This window comes from Microbacterium sp. GW823-FHT02G05 (genome assembly GCF_058797175.1).
This window is the reverse complement of record NZ_JBXAJK010000002.1, coordinates 640,049-658,318: the sequence shown is the minus strand read 5'-3', so window position 1 is coordinate 658,318 and position 18,270 is coordinate 640,049. Positions and strand designations below refer to the sequence as shown.

Annotated in this window: 18 protein-coding genes; 14 read left to right on the top strand and 4 right to left on the bottom strand. The window is 67.2% G+C overall.

Annotated features, from left to right (window positions below):
* Positions 1-162 precede the first annotated feature (162 nt).
* Complete coding sequence (locus tag AC1REM_RS13155; RefSeq protein WP_492515018.1) at positions 163-660, top strand: FBP domain-containing protein; 498 nt, start codon at positions 163-165, stop codon at positions 658-660.
* Positions 661-682: 22 nt separating this feature from the next.
* Here the strand turns inward: AC1REM_RS13155 and AC1REM_RS13150 are convergent, their stop codons facing one another.
* Entirely contained in the window at positions 683-1,471 is a 789-nt protein-coding gene (locus AC1REM_RS13150) for an IclR family transcriptional regulator (protein WP_492515017.1), read from the bottom strand.
* A gap of 111 nt (positions 1,472-1,582) precedes the next feature.
* On the opposite strand from AC1REM_RS13150, the gene AC1REM_RS13145 reads away from it, so the two are divergent.
* From AC1REM_RS13145 to AC1REM_RS13135, 3 genes are read left to right on the top strand one after another with little or no spacing between them, the layout of a single operon-like run.
* Positions 1,583-2,356 carry a CoA transferase subunit A gene (locus AC1REM_RS13145; RefSeq protein ID WP_492515016.1) on the top strand — a complete coding sequence of 258 codons (774 nt, stop codon included), beginning with the start codon at positions 1,583-1,585 and terminating at the stop codon, positions 2,354-2,356.
* A gap of 1 nt (position 2,357) precedes the next feature.
* The gene (locus AC1REM_RS13140) at positions 2,358-3,011 is read left to right on the top strand and encodes a CoA transferase subunit B (protein WP_492515015.1); all 654 of its coding nucleotides are present in this window, start codon (positions 2,358-2,360) and stop codon (positions 3,009-3,011) included.
* A gap of 11 nt (positions 3,012-3,022) precedes the next feature.
* The gene (locus AC1REM_RS13135) at positions 3,023-4,207 is read left to right on the top strand and encodes an acetyl-CoA C-acetyltransferase (protein WP_492515014.1); all 1,185 of its coding nucleotides are present in this window, start codon (positions 3,023-3,025) and stop codon (positions 4,205-4,207) included.
* A gap of 6 nt (positions 4,208-4,213) precedes the next feature.
* Here the strand turns inward: AC1REM_RS13135 and AC1REM_RS13130 are convergent, their stop codons facing one another.
* Together AC1REM_RS13130 and AC1REM_RS13125 are read right to left on the bottom strand one after the other, a co-directional pair.
* Positions 4,214-4,432, bottom strand: coding sequence for a hypothetical protein (locus tag AC1REM_RS13130; RefSeq protein WP_492515013.1), 219 nt, complete (start codon positions 4,430-4,432; stop codon positions 4,214-4,216).
* A 9-nt stretch (positions 4,433-4,441) separates the two neighbouring features.
* On the bottom strand, positions 4,442-5,626 hold the full coding sequence (locus tag AC1REM_RS13125; protein ID WP_492515012.1) for an aminotransferase-like domain-containing protein: 1,185 nt from the start codon (positions 5,624-5,626) through the stop codon (positions 4,442-4,444).
* Between the two features lie 247 nt (positions 5,627-5,873).
* On the opposite strand from AC1REM_RS13125, the gene AC1REM_RS13120 reads away from it, so the two are divergent.
* The 7 genes from AC1REM_RS13120 to ilvC all read left to right on the top strand — a co-directional run bounded on the left by AC1REM_RS13120 (position 5,874) and on the right by ilvC (position 14,570).
* Positions 5,874-7,112 carry an MFS transporter gene (locus AC1REM_RS13120; protein WP_492515011.1) on the top strand — a complete coding sequence of 413 codons (1,239 nt, stop codon included), beginning with the start codon at positions 5,874-5,876 and terminating at the stop codon, positions 7,110-7,112.
* A gap of 71 nt (positions 7,113-7,183) precedes the next feature.
* Positions 7,184-8,593: an alpha,alpha-trehalose-phosphate synthase (UDP-forming) gene (locus AC1REM_RS13115; RefSeq protein ID WP_492515010.1), complete on the top strand. Its 1,410-nt coding sequence runs from the start codon at positions 7,184-7,186 to the stop codon at positions 8,591-8,593.
* Positions 8,590-9,387: a trehalose-phosphatase gene (gene otsB / locus AC1REM_RS13110; RefSeq protein ID WP_492515009.1), complete on the top strand. Its 798-nt coding sequence runs from the start codon at positions 8,590-8,592 to the stop codon at positions 9,385-9,387. Before AC1REM_RS13115 ends, otsB begins: the two co-directional genes overlap by 4 nt.
* 9 nt (positions 9,388-9,396) lie before the next feature.
* Positions 9,397-11,115 (top strand): dihydroxy-acid dehydratase, encoded by a 1,719-nt coding sequence (gene ilvD, locus AC1REM_RS13105; protein WP_204937539.1) that lies wholly within the window; start codon positions 9,397-9,399, stop codon positions 11,113-11,115.
* A 68-nt stretch (positions 11,116-11,183) separates the two neighbouring features.
* A complete protein-coding gene (locus tag AC1REM_RS13100) occupies positions 11,184-12,986 on the top strand; it encodes an acetolactate synthase large subunit (protein ID WP_492515008.1) in 1,803 nt (600 codons plus the stop codon).
* A 3-nt stretch (positions 12,987-12,989) separates the two neighbouring features.
* Positions 12,990-13,499, top strand: coding sequence for an acetolactate synthase small subunit (gene ilvN / locus AC1REM_RS13095; RefSeq protein WP_492515007.1), 510 nt, complete (start codon positions 12,990-12,992; stop codon positions 13,497-13,499).
* Positions 13,500-13,541: 42 nt separating this feature from the next.
* A complete protein-coding gene (ilvC, locus tag AC1REM_RS13090; RefSeq protein ID WP_204937536.1) occupies positions 13,542-14,570 on the top strand; it encodes a ketol-acid reductoisomerase in 1,029 nt (342 codons plus the stop codon).
* 64 nt (positions 14,571-14,634) lie between these two features.
* Here ilvC and AC1REM_RS13085 read toward each other — a convergent pair whose 3' ends face one another.
* Complete coding sequence (locus AC1REM_RS13085) at positions 14,635-15,573, bottom strand: hypothetical protein (protein WP_492515006.1); 939 nt, start codon at positions 15,571-15,573, stop codon at positions 14,635-14,637.
* Positions 15,574-15,646: 73 nt separating this feature from the next.
* Here AC1REM_RS13085 and AC1REM_RS13080 point away from each other — a divergent pair, with 73 nt between their 5' ends.
* From AC1REM_RS13080 to serA, 3 genes are all read left to right on the top strand, one after another.
* Complete coding sequence (locus AC1REM_RS13080; RefSeq protein ID WP_492515005.1) at positions 15,647-16,132, top strand: hypothetical protein; 486 nt, start codon at positions 15,647-15,649, stop codon at positions 16,130-16,132.
* Complete coding sequence (locus AC1REM_RS13075; RefSeq protein ID WP_492515004.1) at positions 16,129-16,464, top strand: hypothetical protein; 336 nt, start codon at positions 16,129-16,131, stop codon at positions 16,462-16,464. Before AC1REM_RS13080 ends, AC1REM_RS13075 begins: the two co-directional genes overlap by 4 nt.
* 151 nt (positions 16,465-16,615) lie before the next feature.
* Positions 16,616-18,220, top strand: coding sequence for a phosphoglycerate dehydrogenase (serA, locus tag AC1REM_RS13070; RefSeq protein WP_492515003.1), 1,605 nt, complete (start codon positions 16,616-16,618; stop codon positions 18,218-18,220).
* Positions 18,221-18,270 lie beyond the last annotated feature (50 nt).

Sequence of the window (18,270 nt, the reverse complement as noted above, 5' to 3'; positions counted from 1 at the left end):
GAGTCGCAGGCGCCTACAGCGCCGCGGGCAGAGGCTGACCATGAGCCGGAGGCGGAACTCCCGTCGCCGGCGATCTCGCCTGCCCGGCCTCGCATCTGCGCGAGACGCCACCTCTCTCATTGACTCGCCGCGATCGCGGCCATCCGGAAAGCACCTTCACTCATGCGTCCCATCGACGAGCGCGCCATTCGCGCATCCTTCCGCAATGCCACCCGCAAAGAGACCACGGATCTTCAGCTGCCCGTGAACTTCGCGGACACCGACTTCGAACGTCTCGATTTCCTCGGCTGGGTGGATCCCAAGCTGCCGCGCCGCGCCTACGTGGTGGTGTGGCGCGACGATGTTCTGACCGGGGTGATCCTGCAGCGGGCCGAGCAGCGGGTGCTCGCACGAGCGCTGTGCTCCTGGTGTGAGGATGTCACTCTCCGCAACGACGTGCAGCTGTATGTGGCGCGCAAGGCAGGCGCCGCGGGGCGCAAGGGAGATACGATCGGCACTCTCATCTGCGCCGAGTTCGGATGCTCGCGGTCGGTACGGATGCTGCCGCCCCTCGCCTACGAGGGGTACGATCGCGAACTGGCGCGCGACCTGCGGATTCTGCGCCTGCAGGAGCATGTCTCAGCGTTCGTCGGCGCGGTTCTTGACGACGTGCAGGGCTGAGGCAAGCGGGTCCGCCACGGGCTCAACGGCGCGCGTTCGCGATGCGCGCGGAGAGCTCGTGTGCATGGGCCAGGAGTGTGCGGCCGAGGTGAGCCATCCGGTCGGGGCCGAAGCGGAACTCGACGCCGGTGAGGCTGAGCGCCCACTCCGGGCGGCCTGCGCGATCGAAGACGGCGGCGCCGATGCCCCAGCTGCCCTCGACGATGAGCCCCGGGTTGATGGCGAAGCCGCGCTCCTTCGTCTCTGCGAGCCGGGCGCGCAGCGCGGTCTCACCATGGTGTCGGCCCCACTGCTCCCCGAGCTCGGGGTGCCGCTCGAGGTAGGCATCCACATCGTGGTCGGGCAGAAAAGCGAGAATCGCGATCCCGGCGCTGGCGACGCCCAGTGGAAACCGGACACCCTCGCTGAGCACGAAGGACCGGATGGGGAACGCGCCCTCCTCGCGAAGCAGGCAGACGGTCTCGTCGCCGCGACGTACGGAGAAGAAGGCGCTCTCTTCTGTCTTGACGGCGAGCGAGCGCACGATGTCACGAGCGAGCGGGGTGACGTCGTAGCGGGCCGCGGCCACTGTTCCCATAAGAAAGAGCTCGGGTCCCGGCATCCACCTGGCGCTCTCCTCGTCCCGGTCGACGAGGCCCTCCGCGCGCAGGGCGCTCAACAGGCGGTGCGCCGTCGACCGGGTGAGGCCCGCCGTGTGCGCCAGGTTGTGCAGCGCGGTGCCGTTCGTGCCGCTCGAGGTGACCAGACGAAGCAGATGCGCCGCGCGTGCGATGGCCTGGGCGCCGGGAATGACGCGGTTCTGGCGTTCCATAATGTGGACGATACTTCCGTGAACGTCCACATGGCAACACGCGGCTCCGTGTCCGATGCGCAGGGCGGCGATGCTGAGAGCAGGCGTCACGCATGGGCAAAGGAGCAACGGGTGATCGACAAACAGTGGCAGAGCGCGGCGGATGCTGTCGCCGACATCCCTGATGGCGCATCCCTCGCTGTCGGCGGATTCGGCCTCTCTGGCAATCCGATCGCGCTGATCGAGGCGCTGCTCGCGCAGGGCACGAAGGATCTCAGCATCGTCAGCAATAACTGCGGGGTGGATGACTGGGGTCTCGGCGTTCTCCTCGGAGCGCAGCGCATCCAGAAGATGACGTCGTCCTACGTGGGGGAGAACCGAGAGTTCGAACGGCAGTTCCTCACGGGCGAGCTGGAGCTCGAGCTCACGCCGCAAGGGACTCTTGCCGAAAAGCTGCGCGCCGGTGGCGCCGGGATCGCCGCGTTCTACACGCAGACCGGTGTGGGGACCCAGGTGGCGGAGGGCGGGCTTCCGCGCCGCTACAACGCGGATGGCACAGTCTCCGTCGCCTCTCCGCAGAAGGACGTGCGCACCTTCGCCGTCGGGGGCGAGGCCCGAGAATTCGTCCTCGAGGAAGCGATCACCACGGACTTCGCTCTCGTGCACGCGGCGCGCGGAGACCGGCACGGCAACCTGATCTTCAACAAGGCCGCGCGCAACTTCAACCCCCTCGCGGCCATGGCCGGTCGGGTCTGCATCGCGCAGGTCGAGCGGCTCGTCGAGCCCGGTGAACTCGACCCGGACTGCGTCCATCTCCCTGGTGTCTATGTGCACCGCATCATCGAGGTCGGCCCCGACGCACCCAAGCGCATAGAGCGCCGCACCGTCTCGGCGGAAGGATCCTGACATGGCGCTGACACGAGACGAGATGGCCGCCCGCGCGGCGGCGGAGCTGCAGGACGGCTCCTACGTGAACCTCGGCATCGGACTTCCCACGCTGGTTCCCAACTACCTGCCCGCGGATGTCACGGTGGTCCTGCAGTCGGAGAACGGCATCCTCGGCGTGGGCCCCTATCCTCGCGAAGATGCTGTCGACCCGGACCTCATCAACGCCGGGAAAGAGACCGTCACGGTGCTGCCCGGGGCCGCCTTCTTCGACTCGGCGCTGAGCTTCGGCATGATCCGCGGCGGGAAGATCGACGCGGCGATTCTGGGGGCCATGCAGGTGTCCGCCGGGGGAGACCTCGCGAACTGGATGATCCCCGGGAAGATGGTGAAGGGCCCCGGCGGCGCGATGGACCTCGTGCACGGCGCAGCCCGCGTGATCGTGCTCATGGAGCATGTCGCGAAGGACGGCAGCGCGAAGATCGTGCACGCCTGTTCGCTGCCGCTCACCGGGCGCGGCGTGGTCGATCGCATCATCACCGACCTCGCGGTCATCGATGTGACCGACAATGGGCTGGTACTCGTGGAGACCGCACCCGGGGTGAGCGTGGACGACGTCGTCGCCGCCACCGAACCGCCACTGATCATCTCTGACGCGCTGACGGCGCGCCGCTGAAGGAGCATCCAATGACTGACACCGACATCGTCATCGTCGCCGCCGCGCGCACTCCGCAGGGCCGACTCAAGGGCCAGCTCGCCTCGTTCACCGCGCCCCAGCTGGGGGCGTTCGCCATCCGTGGCGCGTTGGCGCAGGCATCGATCGATCCGGCAGAGATCGACGCCGTCATCCTCGGTCAGGTGCTGGCCGCAGGATCCGGGCAGAACGCCGCGCGCCAGGCCGCGATCAGCGCCGGCATCGGCTGGGACGTCCCGGCGCACTCGGTCAACAAGGTCTGCCTGTCCGGCCTCACGGCGATCATCGACGCGGCCAGGATGATCCGCTGCGGTGATGCGACCACCGTCGTAGCAGGAGGCATGGAGTCGATGACGCGCGCACCGCACCTGCTCCCGGGAACGCGTGACGGCTGGACCTACGGCAGCGTCGAGGTGCTTGATCACATGGCCTACGACGGCCTCACCGACGCCTACGACAACGAGAGCATGGGGGCATCGACCGAGCGACACAACGAGCGTTTCGGGCTCACCCGTGAGGCTCAGGATGCGGTCGCTGAGCGCTCTCACCGACGTGCGACCGCTGCCCGCAAGTCCGGCGTGTTTGATGCGGAGATCGTGCCCGTGACGGTGCCACAGAGGCGGGGCGAACCGATTCTCCTGACGACCGATGAGGGCATCCGCCCCGAGACCACGATGGAGACGCTCGCAGGCCTTCGAGCCGCATTCGCCGAAGGCGGTTCGATCACCGCCGGGAACTCCTCGCAGATCTCCGACGGCGCCGCGGCCGTCGTGGTGACGACCCGCGCCCACGCTGATGCGCAGGGGTGGCCGGTGCTCGCGACGATCGGCGCCAACGGTCAGACTGCGGGGCCCGACAACTCACTCCAGGCGCAGCCCGCTCGTGCGATCAGGCGTGCGCTCGACAAGCAGGGCATCGAAGCATCCGATCTGGATCTCGTCGAGATCAACGAGGCCTTCGGCGCGGTGGTTGCACGCTCGCAGGAGGAGCTGGATCTCTCGTCGGAGATTGTGAACGTGCACGGTGGGGGGATCGCGATGGGGCACCCGATCGGCGCATCCGGGACCCGACTGGTCGTGCACCTCGCGCATGAGCTCGCCCGGAGAGGCTCCGGGGTCGCCGTCGCCAGTCTCTGCGGTGGCGGCGGTCAGGGCGAGGCGCTGATCCTCACACGTTGACGGGGATCAGCGGCGCTTCTTCTCCGCGATCCGTGCGACGGCTTCGCTCTCGCGCTCGCGTCGCATGTCGACGATCGCCCCGATGACGAGCGCGACGGAGATGCCCCAGCTGATCCATGCGAGCACAGCGCGCCAGGTGAAGGGCGTGTCTTTCGAACCGCGCAGCAGCGCGACGCCGCTGGTGATCGCGCTGATGAGGCCGCTTCCGAACAGGTAGTTGCGCATGCGCCTACGCTACCCGGCCTGAAGCGCTGCGCCCAGCCGCTGCAGCCCTTCTCTGATGCGCGCGGGCTCGTAGGTGGTGAAGGACAGGCGCAGAGAGCGTTCGTCCGCGGCTTCGGCGAAGAACGGCGCTCCCGGCACGAAGGCGACGTCGTGCTCAAGCGCGCGCGACAGGGCGGGGGTCGCGTCGTACCCCTCGGGAAGTCGCGCCCACACGAACATCCCTCCATCCGGCTGGTTCCAGGTGCTGCCGGCGGGAAGCGCCTCCGCGAGCCCGTCGAGCATCGCGTCGCGCCGCGCGGCGTACGCCCGGGTGATGCGTCCGAGCGCGGTGCGGCCGCGGCCCGATGCGAGGTAATGCGCGGCGGCGCCCTGGTCGATCGTTGAGGTGTGCAGGTCAGCTGCCTGCTTGGCGATCACCACGGCCGGGTGGATGTCGGGGGTCGTCCGCACCCATCCGAGGCGCAGCCCCGGGGCGATGACCTTCGAGAAGCTGCCCAGACAGATGACATGGTCCGGGGCGAGCGTCGCCATGGACGCCACAGGATCGCCGCTGTAGCGAAGCTGACGATAGGGCTCGTCCTCGATGATGCGGAAGCCGTGGCGGATCGCAAGCTGTGCAAGGCGTGCGCGGGACTCCGGCGTGTACGTGCGCCCGGTCGGGTTCTGGAAGGTCGGGACGGTGTAGAAGAACTTCGGCGTATGCGCGGCGAGCAGAAGTTCGAGCGCGTCGAAGTCGAGCTGGTCCCCGGCGAACGGCACCGCGATGGCGCGGGCGCCGGCCAGCGCGAAGGTCTGCAGCGCAGCCAGGTAGCAGGGGTCTTCGACGAAGATCACGTCACCGGGATCCAGGAGCGCGGTCGCAAGCAGACCGAGGGCCTGCTGCGAACCCGTCGTGACGAGCAGATCGGATGCCTCCGTCGGGAGCCCGTCGACCGTGTACCCCGCGGCCACCTCCGCCCGCAGTGCGGGATCACCTTCGGACATCGAGTACTGCAGCGAGGACGGCTGAGCGAGCACGACGTCATACGCCTCCCGGATGCCGTCGAGATCGAAGAGCTCCGGGGCGGGAAGACCGCCGGCGAAGGAGATGACCTCGGGGCGGCGGGTGAGTGCCAGCAGGTCGCGGACCGGCGACGGCTTGGCGGAGGAGACACGCTGCGAGCGCGGCGGCAGGGGAGCGGGGGAGATGAGCATCGGCAGCCTTCGTCGGAGGCGGAAAGCGGATCGCGGTGCGTTACACGATAGAGCAGGCGCCGCACGGCGATCGCCCGTGTTTCAGCACCTGACCAGCTGACGGCGCTATCATCGAAGTCACGGTCTGCGCGCCCAGGCGCCCATGCAGAAGCATCCGGACCGTCATGATCCGTTGTGTATCTACCGGCCGTCAGCACCCCTGACGGAAAGCGGCGGCACCCGAGCCCGCTTCCGTAGGAGCAGAGCCATGACATCAACCGCATCCGTTCCCGAGACCACCCTGCTGCGCCTCGCAGGCTGGCCGTACTTCGTCATCGCGTTCGTCGCGCGCCTTCCGTTCGCGATGATGGTCGTCGGCGTCCTGACCGTCGTCGTCTCCTCGCGTGACTCCCTCACGCTTGGTGGACTCACCTCCGCGGCCGTCGGCGTGGGCACGGCCTGCTTCGGACCGTTCCTGGGCGCCGCGTCCGACCGTTTCGGCCAGCGCATCGTGCTCAGCATCCTCGCCGTCGCCAACGCGACCATGCTGATCGTGTTCACCCTCGTCGTGTACTCGACGGCCGTCGACGCGCTCGTTCTCGCGGCGGCCTTCGGCATCGGCGCGACAGCACCCCAGGTGTCGCCGCTGTCGCGCTCGCGACTCGTCACCATGATCACCGAGCGGATGCCTCAGGCACGACGAGCGCGCACGCTCTCCGGCACCATGGCCTACGAGTCCGCCGCCGACGAGACCGTCTTCGTGTTCGGCCCGTTCATCGTGGGCATCCTGGCGTCCTTCCTCGCACCGTGGGCACCGCTCGTCGGAGCGGCCGCGCTCACCCTGCTGTTCGTGGGCGCCTTCGCGCTGCACCCGAGTGCCAGCTACGTCTCGATCGAACGGGACGCGCACGGGCGCGCGCCGTCATCGGTCTCGGAGCTCTTCCGTCCCGGTCTGCTGATCGTCGTGCTGGGCATCTTCGGAGTCGGCATCTTCTTCGGCACCATGCTGACGTCGCTGACCGCGTTCATGGACGTCCGAGGCGAACCCGAGCAGGCCGGGCTTCTGTACGGCGTCATGGGCGTGGGCTCCGCCGTGCTCGCGCTCGGCGTCGCGTGGCTTCCCGCACGCTTCACGCTTCGCGCACGCTGGATCACGTTCGCGGGCATCCTCTTCGGCGGGGCGCTGCTGCTCGGCACCGTTGAGACGACAGGCCAGATGGCGATGGTGCTGGCGATCATGGGCATCGGAATCGGACCGACGCTCGTGACGCAGTACAGCCTCGGCGCCTCACGCAGTCCGCTGGGACGTTCGGCCACGGTGATGACGATGCTGGGGTCGGCGATCATCGTGGGGCAGTCGCTCGGCGCCGCCGTGACGGGCTCGCTCGCCGAGCAGTACGGCGTCGCCGCCGCGCTGATGCTGCCGATGATCGCCGCAGGCATCGCCTTCGTCGCCGGCATCGTCAACTGGTTCGTGCGCGCTCACCCGCGCGCACATGTTGCATGACACCCTGAGTCGCCGTGCCGGGGGCACCTCGATAGCCTGAAGTGAAACAACAGCCGAGGTGAGGAGCCTACATGGCCGCTGAGTTCGTCGTCGTAGCCAACCGTCTGCCCGTTGATCGTGTGCAGGGCCCCGACGGAGAAGACATCTGGCGGCCGTCCCCGGGTGGTCTGGTGGCTGCGCTCGAGCCGGTCATGCACGGCGTCGATGGCGCGTGGGTCGGATGGCCCGGGCAGGCCGATCTCGAGCTCGCCCCGTTCACCGCAAATGACATTCGCCTCATCCCCGTCGCTCTCAGCGCGGAGGAAGTGGCCGAGTACTACGAAGGCTTCTCGAACGACACGATCTGGCCGCTTTACCACGACGTGATCGCACCGCCGCAATTCCACCGCGAATGGTGGGAGGCGTACCGCACCGTCAACGAGCGCTTCGCTCGCGCCGCAGCGAAGGCGGTCGCGCCGCACGGGACGGTGTGGGTGCACGACTACCAGCTCCAGCTGGTCCCGGAGATGGTGCGCGCACTGCGCCCCGATGTCACGATCGGCTACTTCCATCACATCCCGTTCCCTGCGCACAACATCTACGCGCAGCTGCCCTGGAGGGATCAGGTGCTCTCGGGTCTGCTCGGAGCCGACGTGATCGGTTTCCAGCGCGTTCAGGATGCGGCGAGTTTCACAGCGGCGGTCAAGCGTCGCCTGCGCTACGACGTGAAGGCCTCCACCGTCACTGTGCCGAAGGCCGACGCTCCTGCGCGGTCGGTCCTGGTGAGGGCGTTTCCGATCTCGATCGACACGACGCCCTACCTCGAGCTCGCCGCCCGCCCCGACGTACAGGCGCGCGCGGCCGAGATCCGCGAGAGCCTCGGCAACCCGAAGCGGATCCTTCTCGGCGTCGACCGCCTCGACTACACCAAGGGCATCCGTCACCGCATCAAGGCATACGGGGAACTGCTCACGCAGGGCGATCTCACCGTGGACGAAGCCACGCTCATCCAGGTCGCGAGTCCCAGCCGAGAGCGCGTCGACGCGTACGTGCACCTGCGCGACGAGATCGAACTGCTCGTCAGCCGCATCAACGGTGATAACGACACCGTCGGGCACTCTGCTATCCGATATCTGCATCAGGGATTCCCGCGCGAAGAGATGGTCGCCCTGTACCTCGCGGCCGATGTCATGCTCGTCACCGCACTGCGCGACGGCATGAACCTCGTCGCGAAGGAATACGTCGCCACCCGCGCCGATAACAGGGGAGTGCTCGTCCTCAGTGAGTTCACCGGAGCTGCGGACGAGCTGCGCTCGGCCGTGCGCGTCAACCCCCACGACATCGAGGGGCTGAAGGAAGCGATCATGGTCGCCGTGAACATGCCCCGCGCCGAACAGTCCCGCCGAATGCGGGCGCTGCGCAAGCGCGTCATCGAACACGACGTCAATGCCTGGTCGAAATCGTTCCTCGACGCGCTCGCCGCAGTGAGCAGCTCCCGATGACCCGCACCTGGAATCCTGCGGACCCGGATGCTGCGCTGCTGGCGCTTGCACGCACGCAGCGGCTCGTCATCGCGCTCGACTTCGACGGAACCGTCTCCGAGCTTGTGACGGAGCCCATGTCGGCGCGCGCCGTACCCGAGGCGGTCGCCGCTCTCGGCGCTCTCACCGTCCTTCCCGACACGATCGTCGCGTTCGTGTCGGGCCGCAGCCTCGGCGACCTGCGAGTGATCTCCGAACACACGGACGACTCGCAGATCGTGCTCGCGGGGTCGCATGGCGCGCAGTACTGGTACCCGGGAGAGGGCGAGCGCGGCCCGATCGAGACGGTCGAGGAGCGCGAGCGCCGCGAGGAGATCGGTCGCATCGTACGAAGCATCCTCATGGAGCATCCAGACGTCCATTTCGAACCCAAGACGTTCGGCGTCGGCATTCATGGGCGTCGTGCCTCGCTCGCTGCCGAGCGCGCAGCCTTCGCGGCGGTGGATGCCGCGCTCGTCGCACACACGGACGGCTGGCGCCGGCGCGAGGGAGACCGCATTCTTGAGTACGCCTCGCGCAGCGAGGGCAAGGACGCCGCGATCGCGACGCTCCGTGCGCGCTATCAGCCGACCGCGATCCTGTTCGCGGGTGACGACGTCACCGATGAAGACGCGATTCGCGCCCTCGGACCCGGCGATCTCGGCATCCGTGTCGGAGAGGGCGAGACCGCCGCGACCCTTCGTGTGGCGAGCCCACAACAGATCGCTCAGGTACTCAGTGTCATCGCGCACGAGAGGGCGGCCAGGGCGCAATAGACTTCGTTCATGTCCCCGCATGATCCTGCTGCAAGCGCGCCCATCGATATCAAGCCCCGCAGTCGTGTCGTCACCGACGGCATCGAAGCCACGACCTCCCGCGGAATGCTCCGCGCTGTCGGCATGGGTGACGAGGACTGGGAGAAGCCCCAGATCGGCATCGCGTCGAGCTGGAACGAGATCACTCCCTGCAACCTGAGCCTCGATCGTCTCGCGCAGGGCGCGAAGGAGGGCGTGCACTCCGGCGGGGGCTACCCGCTGCAGTTCGGCACCATCTCCGTCTCCGACGGCATCTCGATGGGGCACGAGGGCATGCACTTCTCGCTCGTGTCGCGCGAGGTCATCGCCGACTCCGTCGAGACCGTCATGATGGCCGAGCGCCTCGACGGCTCCGTGCTGCTCGCAGGCTGTGACAAGTCGCTCCCCGGCATGCTCATGGCTGCGGCCCGCCTCGACCTCGCCGCCGTCTTCCTCTACGCCGGTTCCATCGCACCGGGGTGGGTCAAGCTCTCGGACGGCACCGAGAAGGAAGTCACGATCATCGACTCCTTCGAGGCTGTCGGTGCGTGCAAGGCCGGCACCATGAGCGAGGAAGACCTCAAGCGCATCGAGTGCGCGATTGCCCCGGGTGAGGGCGCCTGCGGTGGCATGTACACCGCCAACACCATGGCCTCTGTCGCAGAGGCTCTCGGTATGAGCCTTCCCGGCTCGGCGGCGCCGCCCTCGGCAGACCGCCGCCGCGATTACTACGCGCACCGCTCGGGCGAGGCCGTCGTCAACATGCTGCGCCTCGGCATCACCGCACGCGACATCCTCACGAAGAAGGCGTTCGAGAACGCCGTCACGGTCGCGATGGCGCTCGGCGGCTCGACAAACGTCGTGCTGCACCTGCTCGCGATCGCCCGCGAGGCCGATGTCGACCTGACGCTCGACGATTTCAACCGCATCGGCGACCGCGTGCCGCACCTGGCCGACATGAAGCCCTTCGGCAAGTACGTCATGGCCGACGTCGACCGCCACGGCGGCATCCCGGTTCTCATGCGCGCGCTGCTCGAGGCAGGCCTGCTGCACGGAGACGTGCTGACGGTCACCGGCAAGACTCTTGCTGAGAACCTCGCCGCGATCAACCCGGACCCGCTCGACGGCGAGGTCATCCGCACGCTCGACAACCCGATCCACGCCACCGGCGGCATCACGATCCTCAAGGGATCCCTGGCGCCCGAGGGCGCGGTCGTGAAGACGGCCGGCTTCGACGCCGAGGTGTTCGAGGGTCCTGCCCGCGTGTTCGAGCGCGAGCGGGCAGCGATGGATGCGCTCACCGAGGGCACCATCAACAAGGGCGATGTCATCATCATCCGCTACGAGGGTCCCAAGGGCGGCCCCGGCATGCGCGAGATGCTATCCATCACCGCGGCCATCAAGGGCGCGGGGCTCGGAAAAGATGTACTACTCTTGACGGACGGACGATTCTCAGGCGGCACAACCGGCCTGTGCATCGGCCACATAGCACCCGAAGCAGTGGACGCAGGTCCTATTGCGTTCGTGCGCGATGGTGATCTGATTCGGGTCGATATCGCGGCTCGCTCTCTCGATCTACTCATCGACGAGGCCGAGCTGAGCTCCCGCCGCTCTGGCTGGGAGCCGCTTCCTCCGCGCTATACCCGTGGCGTTCTTGCCAAGTACTCCCGACTCGTGCGTTCCGCCGCTGAAGGCGCCACGACCGGGTAACTCCACCGCTCCGCTCTTCGTGAGCGCCGCGTTGTCGTCAGATCACAGATCGCAAGGAACAACTCCCCATGACTCCTGATTCCGCTCCGGCCGTTCCACGGCCACCAGCTCGTCCCGCTTCCGCACCAGAACTCACCGGTGCTGAGGCTGTCGTCCGCTCGCTTGAACTGCTGGGTGTGACCGATGTGTTCGGTCTCCCCGGCGGCGCGATCCTTCCGGTCTATGACCCCCTCATGGACTCGTCAGATCTGCGTCACATTCTCGTTCGCCACGAACAAGGCGCGGGGCACGCGGCCGAGGGCTACGCCTCTGCCTCCGGCAAAATCGGCGTCTGCATCGCGACCTCCGGTCCCGGTGCGACGAACCTCGTCACGGCGATTGCCGACGCCTACATGGACTCGGTGCCGATGGTGGCCATCACCGGACAGGTGTTCTCGACCCTCATGGGAACGGACGCCTTCCAGGAGGCCGACATCGTGGGCATCACGATGCCGATCACGAAGCACTCCTTCCTCGTGAAGGACGCCTCCGAGATTCCCGGCGCGATCGCGGCGGCATTCGAGATCGCCGGCACGGGTCGCCCCGGGCCCGTGCTCGTGGACATCACGAAGGACGCGCAGCAGGACACGGTCCCGTTCATCTGGCCGCCGAAGATCGACCTCCCGGGCTATCGTCCGGTGACTAAGGCGCACGGCAAGCAGATCCAGGCGGCAGCGGCGCTGCTCGCTTCCGCGGAGAAGCCGGTTCTGTACGTCGGCGGCGGTGTCATCCGCGGACGCGCCTCGGCCGAGCTGCTCGAGCTCGCCGAGTCGACCGGTGCGCCCGTGGTCACGACGCTCATGGCACGCGGTGCTTTCCCTGACTCGCACCCGCAGCACCTGGGCATGCCCGGCATGCACGGCACCGTTCCGGCAGTGCTGGCTCTGCAGGAGGCCGACCTCCTCGTCTCCCTCGGTGCCCGATTCGACGACCGCGTGACCGGCAAGGCAGCGCTGTTCGCGCCCAACGCCAAGGTCATCCACGTCGACATCGACCCGGCCGAGATCTCGAAGATCCGCACGGCGGATGTGCCGATCGTGGGCGATGTGCGCGACGTGCTCATCGACCTCGACACGGCGTACCGCGGCGCGATCGACGGCGGAAAGCCCAACACCGAGGAGTGGTGGTCCTACCTCGACGGTCTGCGTGCGGAGTTCCCACTCGGCTACGCACCGACGACGGACGGTCTGCTGGCACCGCAGTATGTGATCCAGCGCATCGGCGAACTCACCGGACCCGAGGGCATCTACGCCGCGGGCGTCGGGCAGCACCAGATGTGGGCCGCGCAGTTCATCAAGTACGAGCGTCCGAACTCGTGGTTGAACTCCGGTGGCGCAGGCACGATGGGCTACTCGGTCCCTGCGGCCATGGGCGCCAAGGTCGCCGAGCCCGACCGTGTGGTCTGGTCGATCGACGGTGACGGATGCTTCCAGATGACCAACCAGGAGCTTGCGACCTGCGCGATCAACAACATCCCGATCAAGGTCGCGATCATCAACAACTCGTCGCTCGGCATGGTGCGCCAGTGGCAGACCCTCTTCTACGACGGTCGCTACTCGAACACCGACCTGAACACGGGCCATGACACGATCCGCATCCCCGACTTCGTGAAACTCGCCGAGGCGTACGGCTGCCTCGCGATTCGCGTGGAGAAGGAAGAAGAGGTCGACGCAGCGATCAAGCTCGCTCTCGAGACCAACGACCGTCCGGTCGTGATCGACTTCGTGGTGAGCGCGGATTCGATGGTCTGGCCCATGGTTCCGCAGGGCGTCAGCAACAGCTACGTCCAGTACGCGCGCGATCACTCGCCCTCGTTCGATGAGGAGATCTAAGTCATGCCGTCTCACGTGCTGAGCCTGCTGGTCGAAGACCGCCCGGGGCTTCTCACCCGCGTCGCCGGGCTGTTCGCCCGCCGTGGTTTCAACATCGAATCCCTCGCCGTCGGCGTGACCGAGGTGCAGGGGCTGTCCCGCATCACGGTCGTGGTCGATGTCGATGAACTGCCGCTCGAGCAGGTGACCAAGCAGCTCAACAAGCTCGTCAACGTCATCAAGATCGTCGAGCTCGAGCCCGGCTCGTCAGTGCAGCGCCAGCACATGCTGGTCAAGGTGCGCACCGACAACGCGACCCGCTCGAACGTGCTCGAGGTCGTGAACCTGTTCCGCGCCTCGGTCGTCGACTACGCGCCCGATGCCCTCGTGATCGAGGTCACCGGCGACCAGGGCAAGGTCGACGCGCTGCTGCGCGCGCTCGAGCCCTTCGGCATCAAGGAGCTCGCCCAGTCGGGCCTGCTCGCGATCGGCCGCGGCGGCAAGAGCATCACCGAGCGCGTTCTGCGCGGCTGAAATCCTCAAAGACTTCCACACCACTAGCAAGGAGAAACACAAGTGAGCACCGAGATCTTCTACGATGCAGACGCCGATCTGTCGATCATCCAGGGCAAGAAGGTCGCCGTTGTGGGCTATGGCTCGCAGGGCCACGCCCATGCCATGAACCTGCGCGACTCGGGCGTCGAGGTCGTCATCGCGCTCAAGGACGGCTCGAAGTCGATCGCCAAGGCAGAAGAGGCGGGCTTCGTCGTCAAGAACGTGGCGGATGCTGCGGAGTGGGCCGACCTCATCATGATCCTGGCTCCGGACCAGCACCAGCGCACGATCTTCAACGAGTCGATCAAGGACAAGCTGACTGCGGGCAAGACGCTGGCCTTCGCGCACGGCTTCAACATCCGCTTCGGCTACATCGACGCACCTGAGGGCGTCGACGTGATCCTCGTCGCCCCGAAGGCGCCGGGCCACACGGTTCGTCGCGAGTTCGTCGCCGGTCGCGGCATCCCGGACATCATCGCCGTCGAGCGTGACGCATCGGGCACCGCCTGGGCGACGGCACTGTCGTACGCGAAGGCTGTCGGTGGCACCCGCGCCGGCGTCATCAAGACCACGTTCACCGAGGAGACCGAGACCGACCTGTTCGGCGAGCAGGCTGTGCTCTGCGGTGGCATGAGCCACCTCGTGCAGGCCGGCTTCGAGACGCTCGTCGAGGCGGGCTACCAGCCGCAGATCGCCTACTTCGAGGTGCTGCACGAGCTCAAGCTCATCGTCGACCTCATGTGGGAGGGCGGCATCGCCAAGCAGCGCTGGTCGATCTCCGACACGGCAGAGTTCGGTGACTACGTCTCGGGCCCGCGCGTCATCGACGCCGGTGTCAAGGAGCGCATGAAGGAGGTCCTCACGGACATCCAGACCGGCGCCTTCGCCAAGCGCTTCATCGAGGACCAGGACGCCGGTGCCCCGGAGTTCCTCGCCCTTCGCGAGAAGGAGCAGGGTCACCCGATCGAGGCGACAGGACGTGAGCTGCGCTCGCTCTTCGCCTGGAAGCAGACCGACGAGGACTACGTCGAGGGCTCGGCCGCACGCTGATCTGACGACAGAGAAGAACCGGCCCGGTGCAGTGCGCACCGGGCCGGTTCTTTTGTGTTCGGTCTCAGTTCGTCGCAGGTTCCGCGGCGGCGTCCGGAACGTCGATCGGCGCATCCGCGGGGTCTGCCCAGACAGGCGCAGGCAGCAGCGTGTTGACGTTGCCGGCCTGGATCTCCTTGAGAGCGGCGGTGATCTCCTCGGCGTTCTCCGGGACGGCGAGGTCGCAGGCGCGCAGCTCGGATGGGAACTGCAGCGTCAGGCGGATCTTGCCCGCGGCGATGGCCTCTGCCGTCGTGCCGGTGCGGATCTCGCTGCCCGTCTGAATCGCGGGGACGCTCTCACAGACGTGATACACCTGACCGCCGTCGACCCAGACGACCTCGTCCTGGCCGAGGAGCTGGATGACGGTGGACTGGTCGGCGGTGTATTGCTCGACCGAGGGCGGGTTGAAGTCGATGCCGATGACGACCGCGGCGGCGGCGAGGACGACGCCGATGATTCCCGCCGTGGTCTTCTGGCCCTTGTCCATGTCCTTGTTCAGGAAGATCAGGATGATGAGGGGCAGGAAGGCGACGATCGCGATGATCGCGCCGAGCTGATTCTGCACGAAGAAGCGCGTGGTCTCGGACTTGCGGGCGGGGTCGAGGCGGTTGGCCTTCTTCCAGAGCAGCGAGCCGGTGATCGACAGCGCTGCGATCACGACGAGCGCGACGAGAAGGGCGATGAACGCCCACTGTGGGAACGTCGCGGTGACACCCTGCTCCTGGAGCAGACCGGTGTCGGGGTCGCGGACGAGCTGGCCGTCTTCTCCGACGAACTCCCGCTGGCGCAGCAGCCAGAAGATGGCGACGCCCTCCCCGATGATCGCGACGGCCCAGAGGACGGCGGCGATCCACCGGAACTGCGTGGCCTTCGCCTTCGCCTCCGCGGTCGGCTTCCAGTTTGCGGGAGGCTCTGAGGTTGCGGCCTCGCTGGATACGTTGTTCTTGCGCTGCTCAGTCACGGTTTTCCTTTCCCCCTGAGTGCTTCCCTGATCCTAGTGGGGCACCGGAAACGAGGGTGGGTACGCTGGGACTATGACATCTGACCCCGATGAGGCCTTCCGCTGGGAGGGCGACGACGCGCGTCCGGCGCGGCCGGAGCCACGTGGCTCGGCTCCGGCGACTGACCGAACGGATGCGGCGGAGCAGACCGCTTTCACGGAAGCACCCGCATCCGAGCCCGTCGCCGTTGCAGACGCGACGGTCGAGGCGGACGAGCCGGCCGGGATGAGCACGGCGATGCTTCTCACGCTCGGCGTCGTCGGCGGTGTCTATCTGCTCTACTCGATCGGCTGGGCGATCGGCGGGGCCCGTCTGCAGGCCTTCGCCCGCTTCGTCGTCACGGACGCGATGTACGTTCCGTGGATGTGGTTGGCAGTGCTCGCACCTGCGCTGTGGTTCATCGCCGCCTGGGTGCTGACGCGAGGCGCTGCATCCTGGGTACGCCTGCTGGCGCTCCTGGCCGGTGCTGTTCTTCTCGTGCCGTGGCCGTTCGTCCTGATGGGAGCATTCGGATCATGACCGACATTGCACAGACATCGACGGGGACGCCACGCTGGCTCTCCTGGATCGTGCTCGGAGTCACGGGCCTCTTCTACGCATATGCGGTCTGGAACGCCATCGCTCACCTGATCGGCCTGGCCGGCCTCGGACTGAATGCGATGGGCTGGTTCACGCTGCTGTTCGCTGTCGTCTTCCCGATGCTCGTGTTCGCGGCCGGCGTCGCCCTGACGCGCCGACGGAATGCGGGAGAGCAGTCGCTTGTGCTGCTCGCCGGTCTCGGCCTCGTGGCCGTCTTCTGGCTGAACATCGTCGGATACACGTCCCTGAACCTCGACGCACTGCTCGGCTGAGGTACTCGCTACCCCCACACGGATGCCGGGCTGTGCTTGTCACATGCCAAAGCCGGCATCCGGCCGCGGGTAGACTGATCCCGATCGCGCCCCCGATGGTGTGCGGCGCATCGGCCCAATCGCCATGTCGCGCTGCCCCGAAGGAATCCCTGTGCCGAAGCCTGTTGTGCTCATCGCTGAAGTTCTCTCTCCTGCCACGATCGATGCCCTGGGGCCCGATTTTGACGTCCGAAACGTCGACGGCACCGACCGCGAAGCACTCTTCGCCGCACTAGCGGAAGCTGACGCCGTGCTCGTCCGATCGGCGACGCAGATCGACGCGGAGGCACTCAGCCACGCACCGCAGCTGAAGGTCGTCGCCCGTGCCGGTGTCGGGCTCGACAACGTCGACATCAAGGCGGCCACGACCGCCGGTGTGATGGTCGTCAATGCGCCCACCTCGAACATCATCTCCGCGGCGGAACTCACCGTCGGTCACATCCTGAGCCTGGCTCGCCGTATCCCGGCAGCGCACGGCTCGCTGGCGGCCGGCCAGTGGAAGCGCAGCTCGTTCACGGGTGCAGAGCTCTTCGAGAAGACGGTCGGCATCGTCGGCCTCGGCCGGATCGGCGCGCTCGTCGCTGCGCGTCTGCAGGCGTTCGACATGCGCGTCGTGGCATATGACCCCTACGTCACAAGCGCCCGCGCGCAGCAGCTCGGCGTGCAGCTGCTCTCGCTGGACGAACTCGTCGCCGAGTCCGACTTCCTCACGATCCACATGCCCAAGACGCCCGAGACCACGGGAATGATCGGTGCCGAGCAGTTCAAGGCGATGAAGCCGACCGCGTTCGTGGTCAACGTCGCCCGCGGCGGCCTGATCGACGAGGCATCGCTGCACGAGGCTCTCGTCGCAGGCGAGATCGCGGGCGCAGGCCTCGACGTCTTCACCTCTGAGCCTCCTGCCGAAGGTGGCACCGCACACGCGCTGCTGTCGCTGCCGAACGTCGTCGTGACGCCGCACCTCGGAGCGAGCACGGAAGAGGCACAGGAGAAGGCCGGCGTCTCGGTCGCACGCTCCGTCCGCCTCGCCCTCGGTGGTGACCTGGTGCCCGACGCCGTGAACGTCGCGGGTGGCATCATCGACCCCTACGTGCGCCCGGGCATCCCCCTCGTCGAGAAGCTCGGTCAGATCTTCGCTGCCCTCGCGCAGTCGCCGCTCACCAGCCTCGACGTCGAGGTGCACGGTGAGCTGAACAACTACGACGTGAGCGTGCTCAAGCTCGCCGCGCTCAAGGGCTTCTTCACCAACATCGTCAGCGAGAGCGTCTCCTACGTGAACGCGCCCCTGCTGGCGGAGCAGCGCGGTATCGCCGTGCGTCTCGTCCAGGACGACATCAGCGAAGAGTTCCGCAACGTCATCACGCTGCGCGGCGCGCTCTCGGACGGGTCTCAGCTGTCGGTCTCCGGCACGCTGACGGGGCCGAAGCAGATCGCGAAGCTCGTCGGCATCAACGAGCACGCGGTGGAGCTTCCGATCGAGAAGCACCACGTCGTCATGCTCTACACCGACCGTCCGGGCATCGTGGCCGTCTATGGCCAGAAGTTCGGCGAGGCCGGAATCAACATCGCCGGCATGCAGATCGCTCGTGCGGCCGCAGGCGCACAGGCGCTCAGCATCCTCACGCTCGACTCGCCCGTGTCGGAGGCGCTCATCGACGACGTGGGGGCGGCGATCGAGGCCGATCTCTTCCGTCAGATCGAGATCACCGAGGCCTGACGTCTCGCACCGGTGACGGCGCTCCTGATGACCGAGATCGCATTCCGCGA

What these genes read in the sequence shown, in the direction of transcription:
- AC1REM_RS13155 (WP_492515018.1), top strand. Translation starts at nt 163, where the DNA reads ATGCGTCCCATCGACGAGCGCGCCATTCGCGCATCCTTCCGCAATGCC.
- AC1REM_RS13080 (WP_492515005.1), top strand. Translation starts at nt 15,647, where the DNA reads ATGACATCTGACCCCGATGAGGCCTTCCGCTGGGAGGGCGACGACGCG.
- AC1REM_RS13115 (WP_492515010.1), top strand. Translation starts at nt 7,184, where the DNA reads ATGGCCGCTGAGTTCGTCGTCGTAGCCAACCGTCTGCCCGTTGATCGT.
- AC1REM_RS13150 (WP_492515017.1), bottom strand. Translation starts at nt 1,471, where the DNA reads ATGGAACGCCAGAACCGCGTCATTCCCGGCGCCCAGGCCATCGCACGC.
- AC1REM_RS13130 (WP_492515013.1), bottom strand. Translation starts at nt 4,432, where the DNA reads ATGCGCAACTACCTGTTCGGAAGCGGCCTCATCAGCGCGATCACCAGC.
- AC1REM_RS13100 (WP_492515008.1), top strand. Translation starts at nt 11,184, where the DNA reads ATGACTCCTGATTCCGCTCCGGCCGTTCCACGGCCACCAGCTCGTCCC.
- otsB (WP_492515009.1), top strand. Translation starts at nt 8,590, where the DNA reads ATGACCCGCACCTGGAATCCTGCGGACCCGGATGCTGCGCTGCTGGCG.
- AC1REM_RS13140 (WP_492515015.1), top strand. Translation starts at nt 2,358, where the DNA reads ATGGCGCTGACACGAGACGAGATGGCCGCCCGCGCGGCGGCGGAGCTG.
- AC1REM_RS13135 (WP_492515014.1), top strand. Translation starts at nt 3,023, where the DNA reads ATGACTGACACCGACATCGTCATCGTCGCCGCCGCGCGCACTCCGCAG.
- AC1REM_RS13125 (WP_492515012.1), bottom strand. Translation starts at nt 5,626, where the DNA reads ATGCTCATCTCCCCCGCTCCCCTGCCGCCGCGCTCGCAGCGTGTCTCC.
- AC1REM_RS13075 (WP_492515004.1), top strand. Translation starts at nt 16,129, where the DNA reads ATGACCGACATTGCACAGACATCGACGGGGACGCCACGCTGGCTCTCC.
- ilvN (WP_492515007.1), top strand. Translation starts at nt 12,990, where the DNA reads ATGCCGTCTCACGTGCTGAGCCTGCTGGTCGAAGACCGCCCGGGGCTT.
- AC1REM_RS13120 (WP_492515011.1), top strand. Translation starts at nt 5,874, where the DNA reads ATGACATCAACCGCATCCGTTCCCGAGACCACCCTGCTGCGCCTCGCA.
- ilvD (WP_204937539.1), top strand. Translation starts at nt 9,397, where the DNA reads ATGTCCCCGCATGATCCTGCTGCAAGCGCGCCCATCGATATCAAGCCC.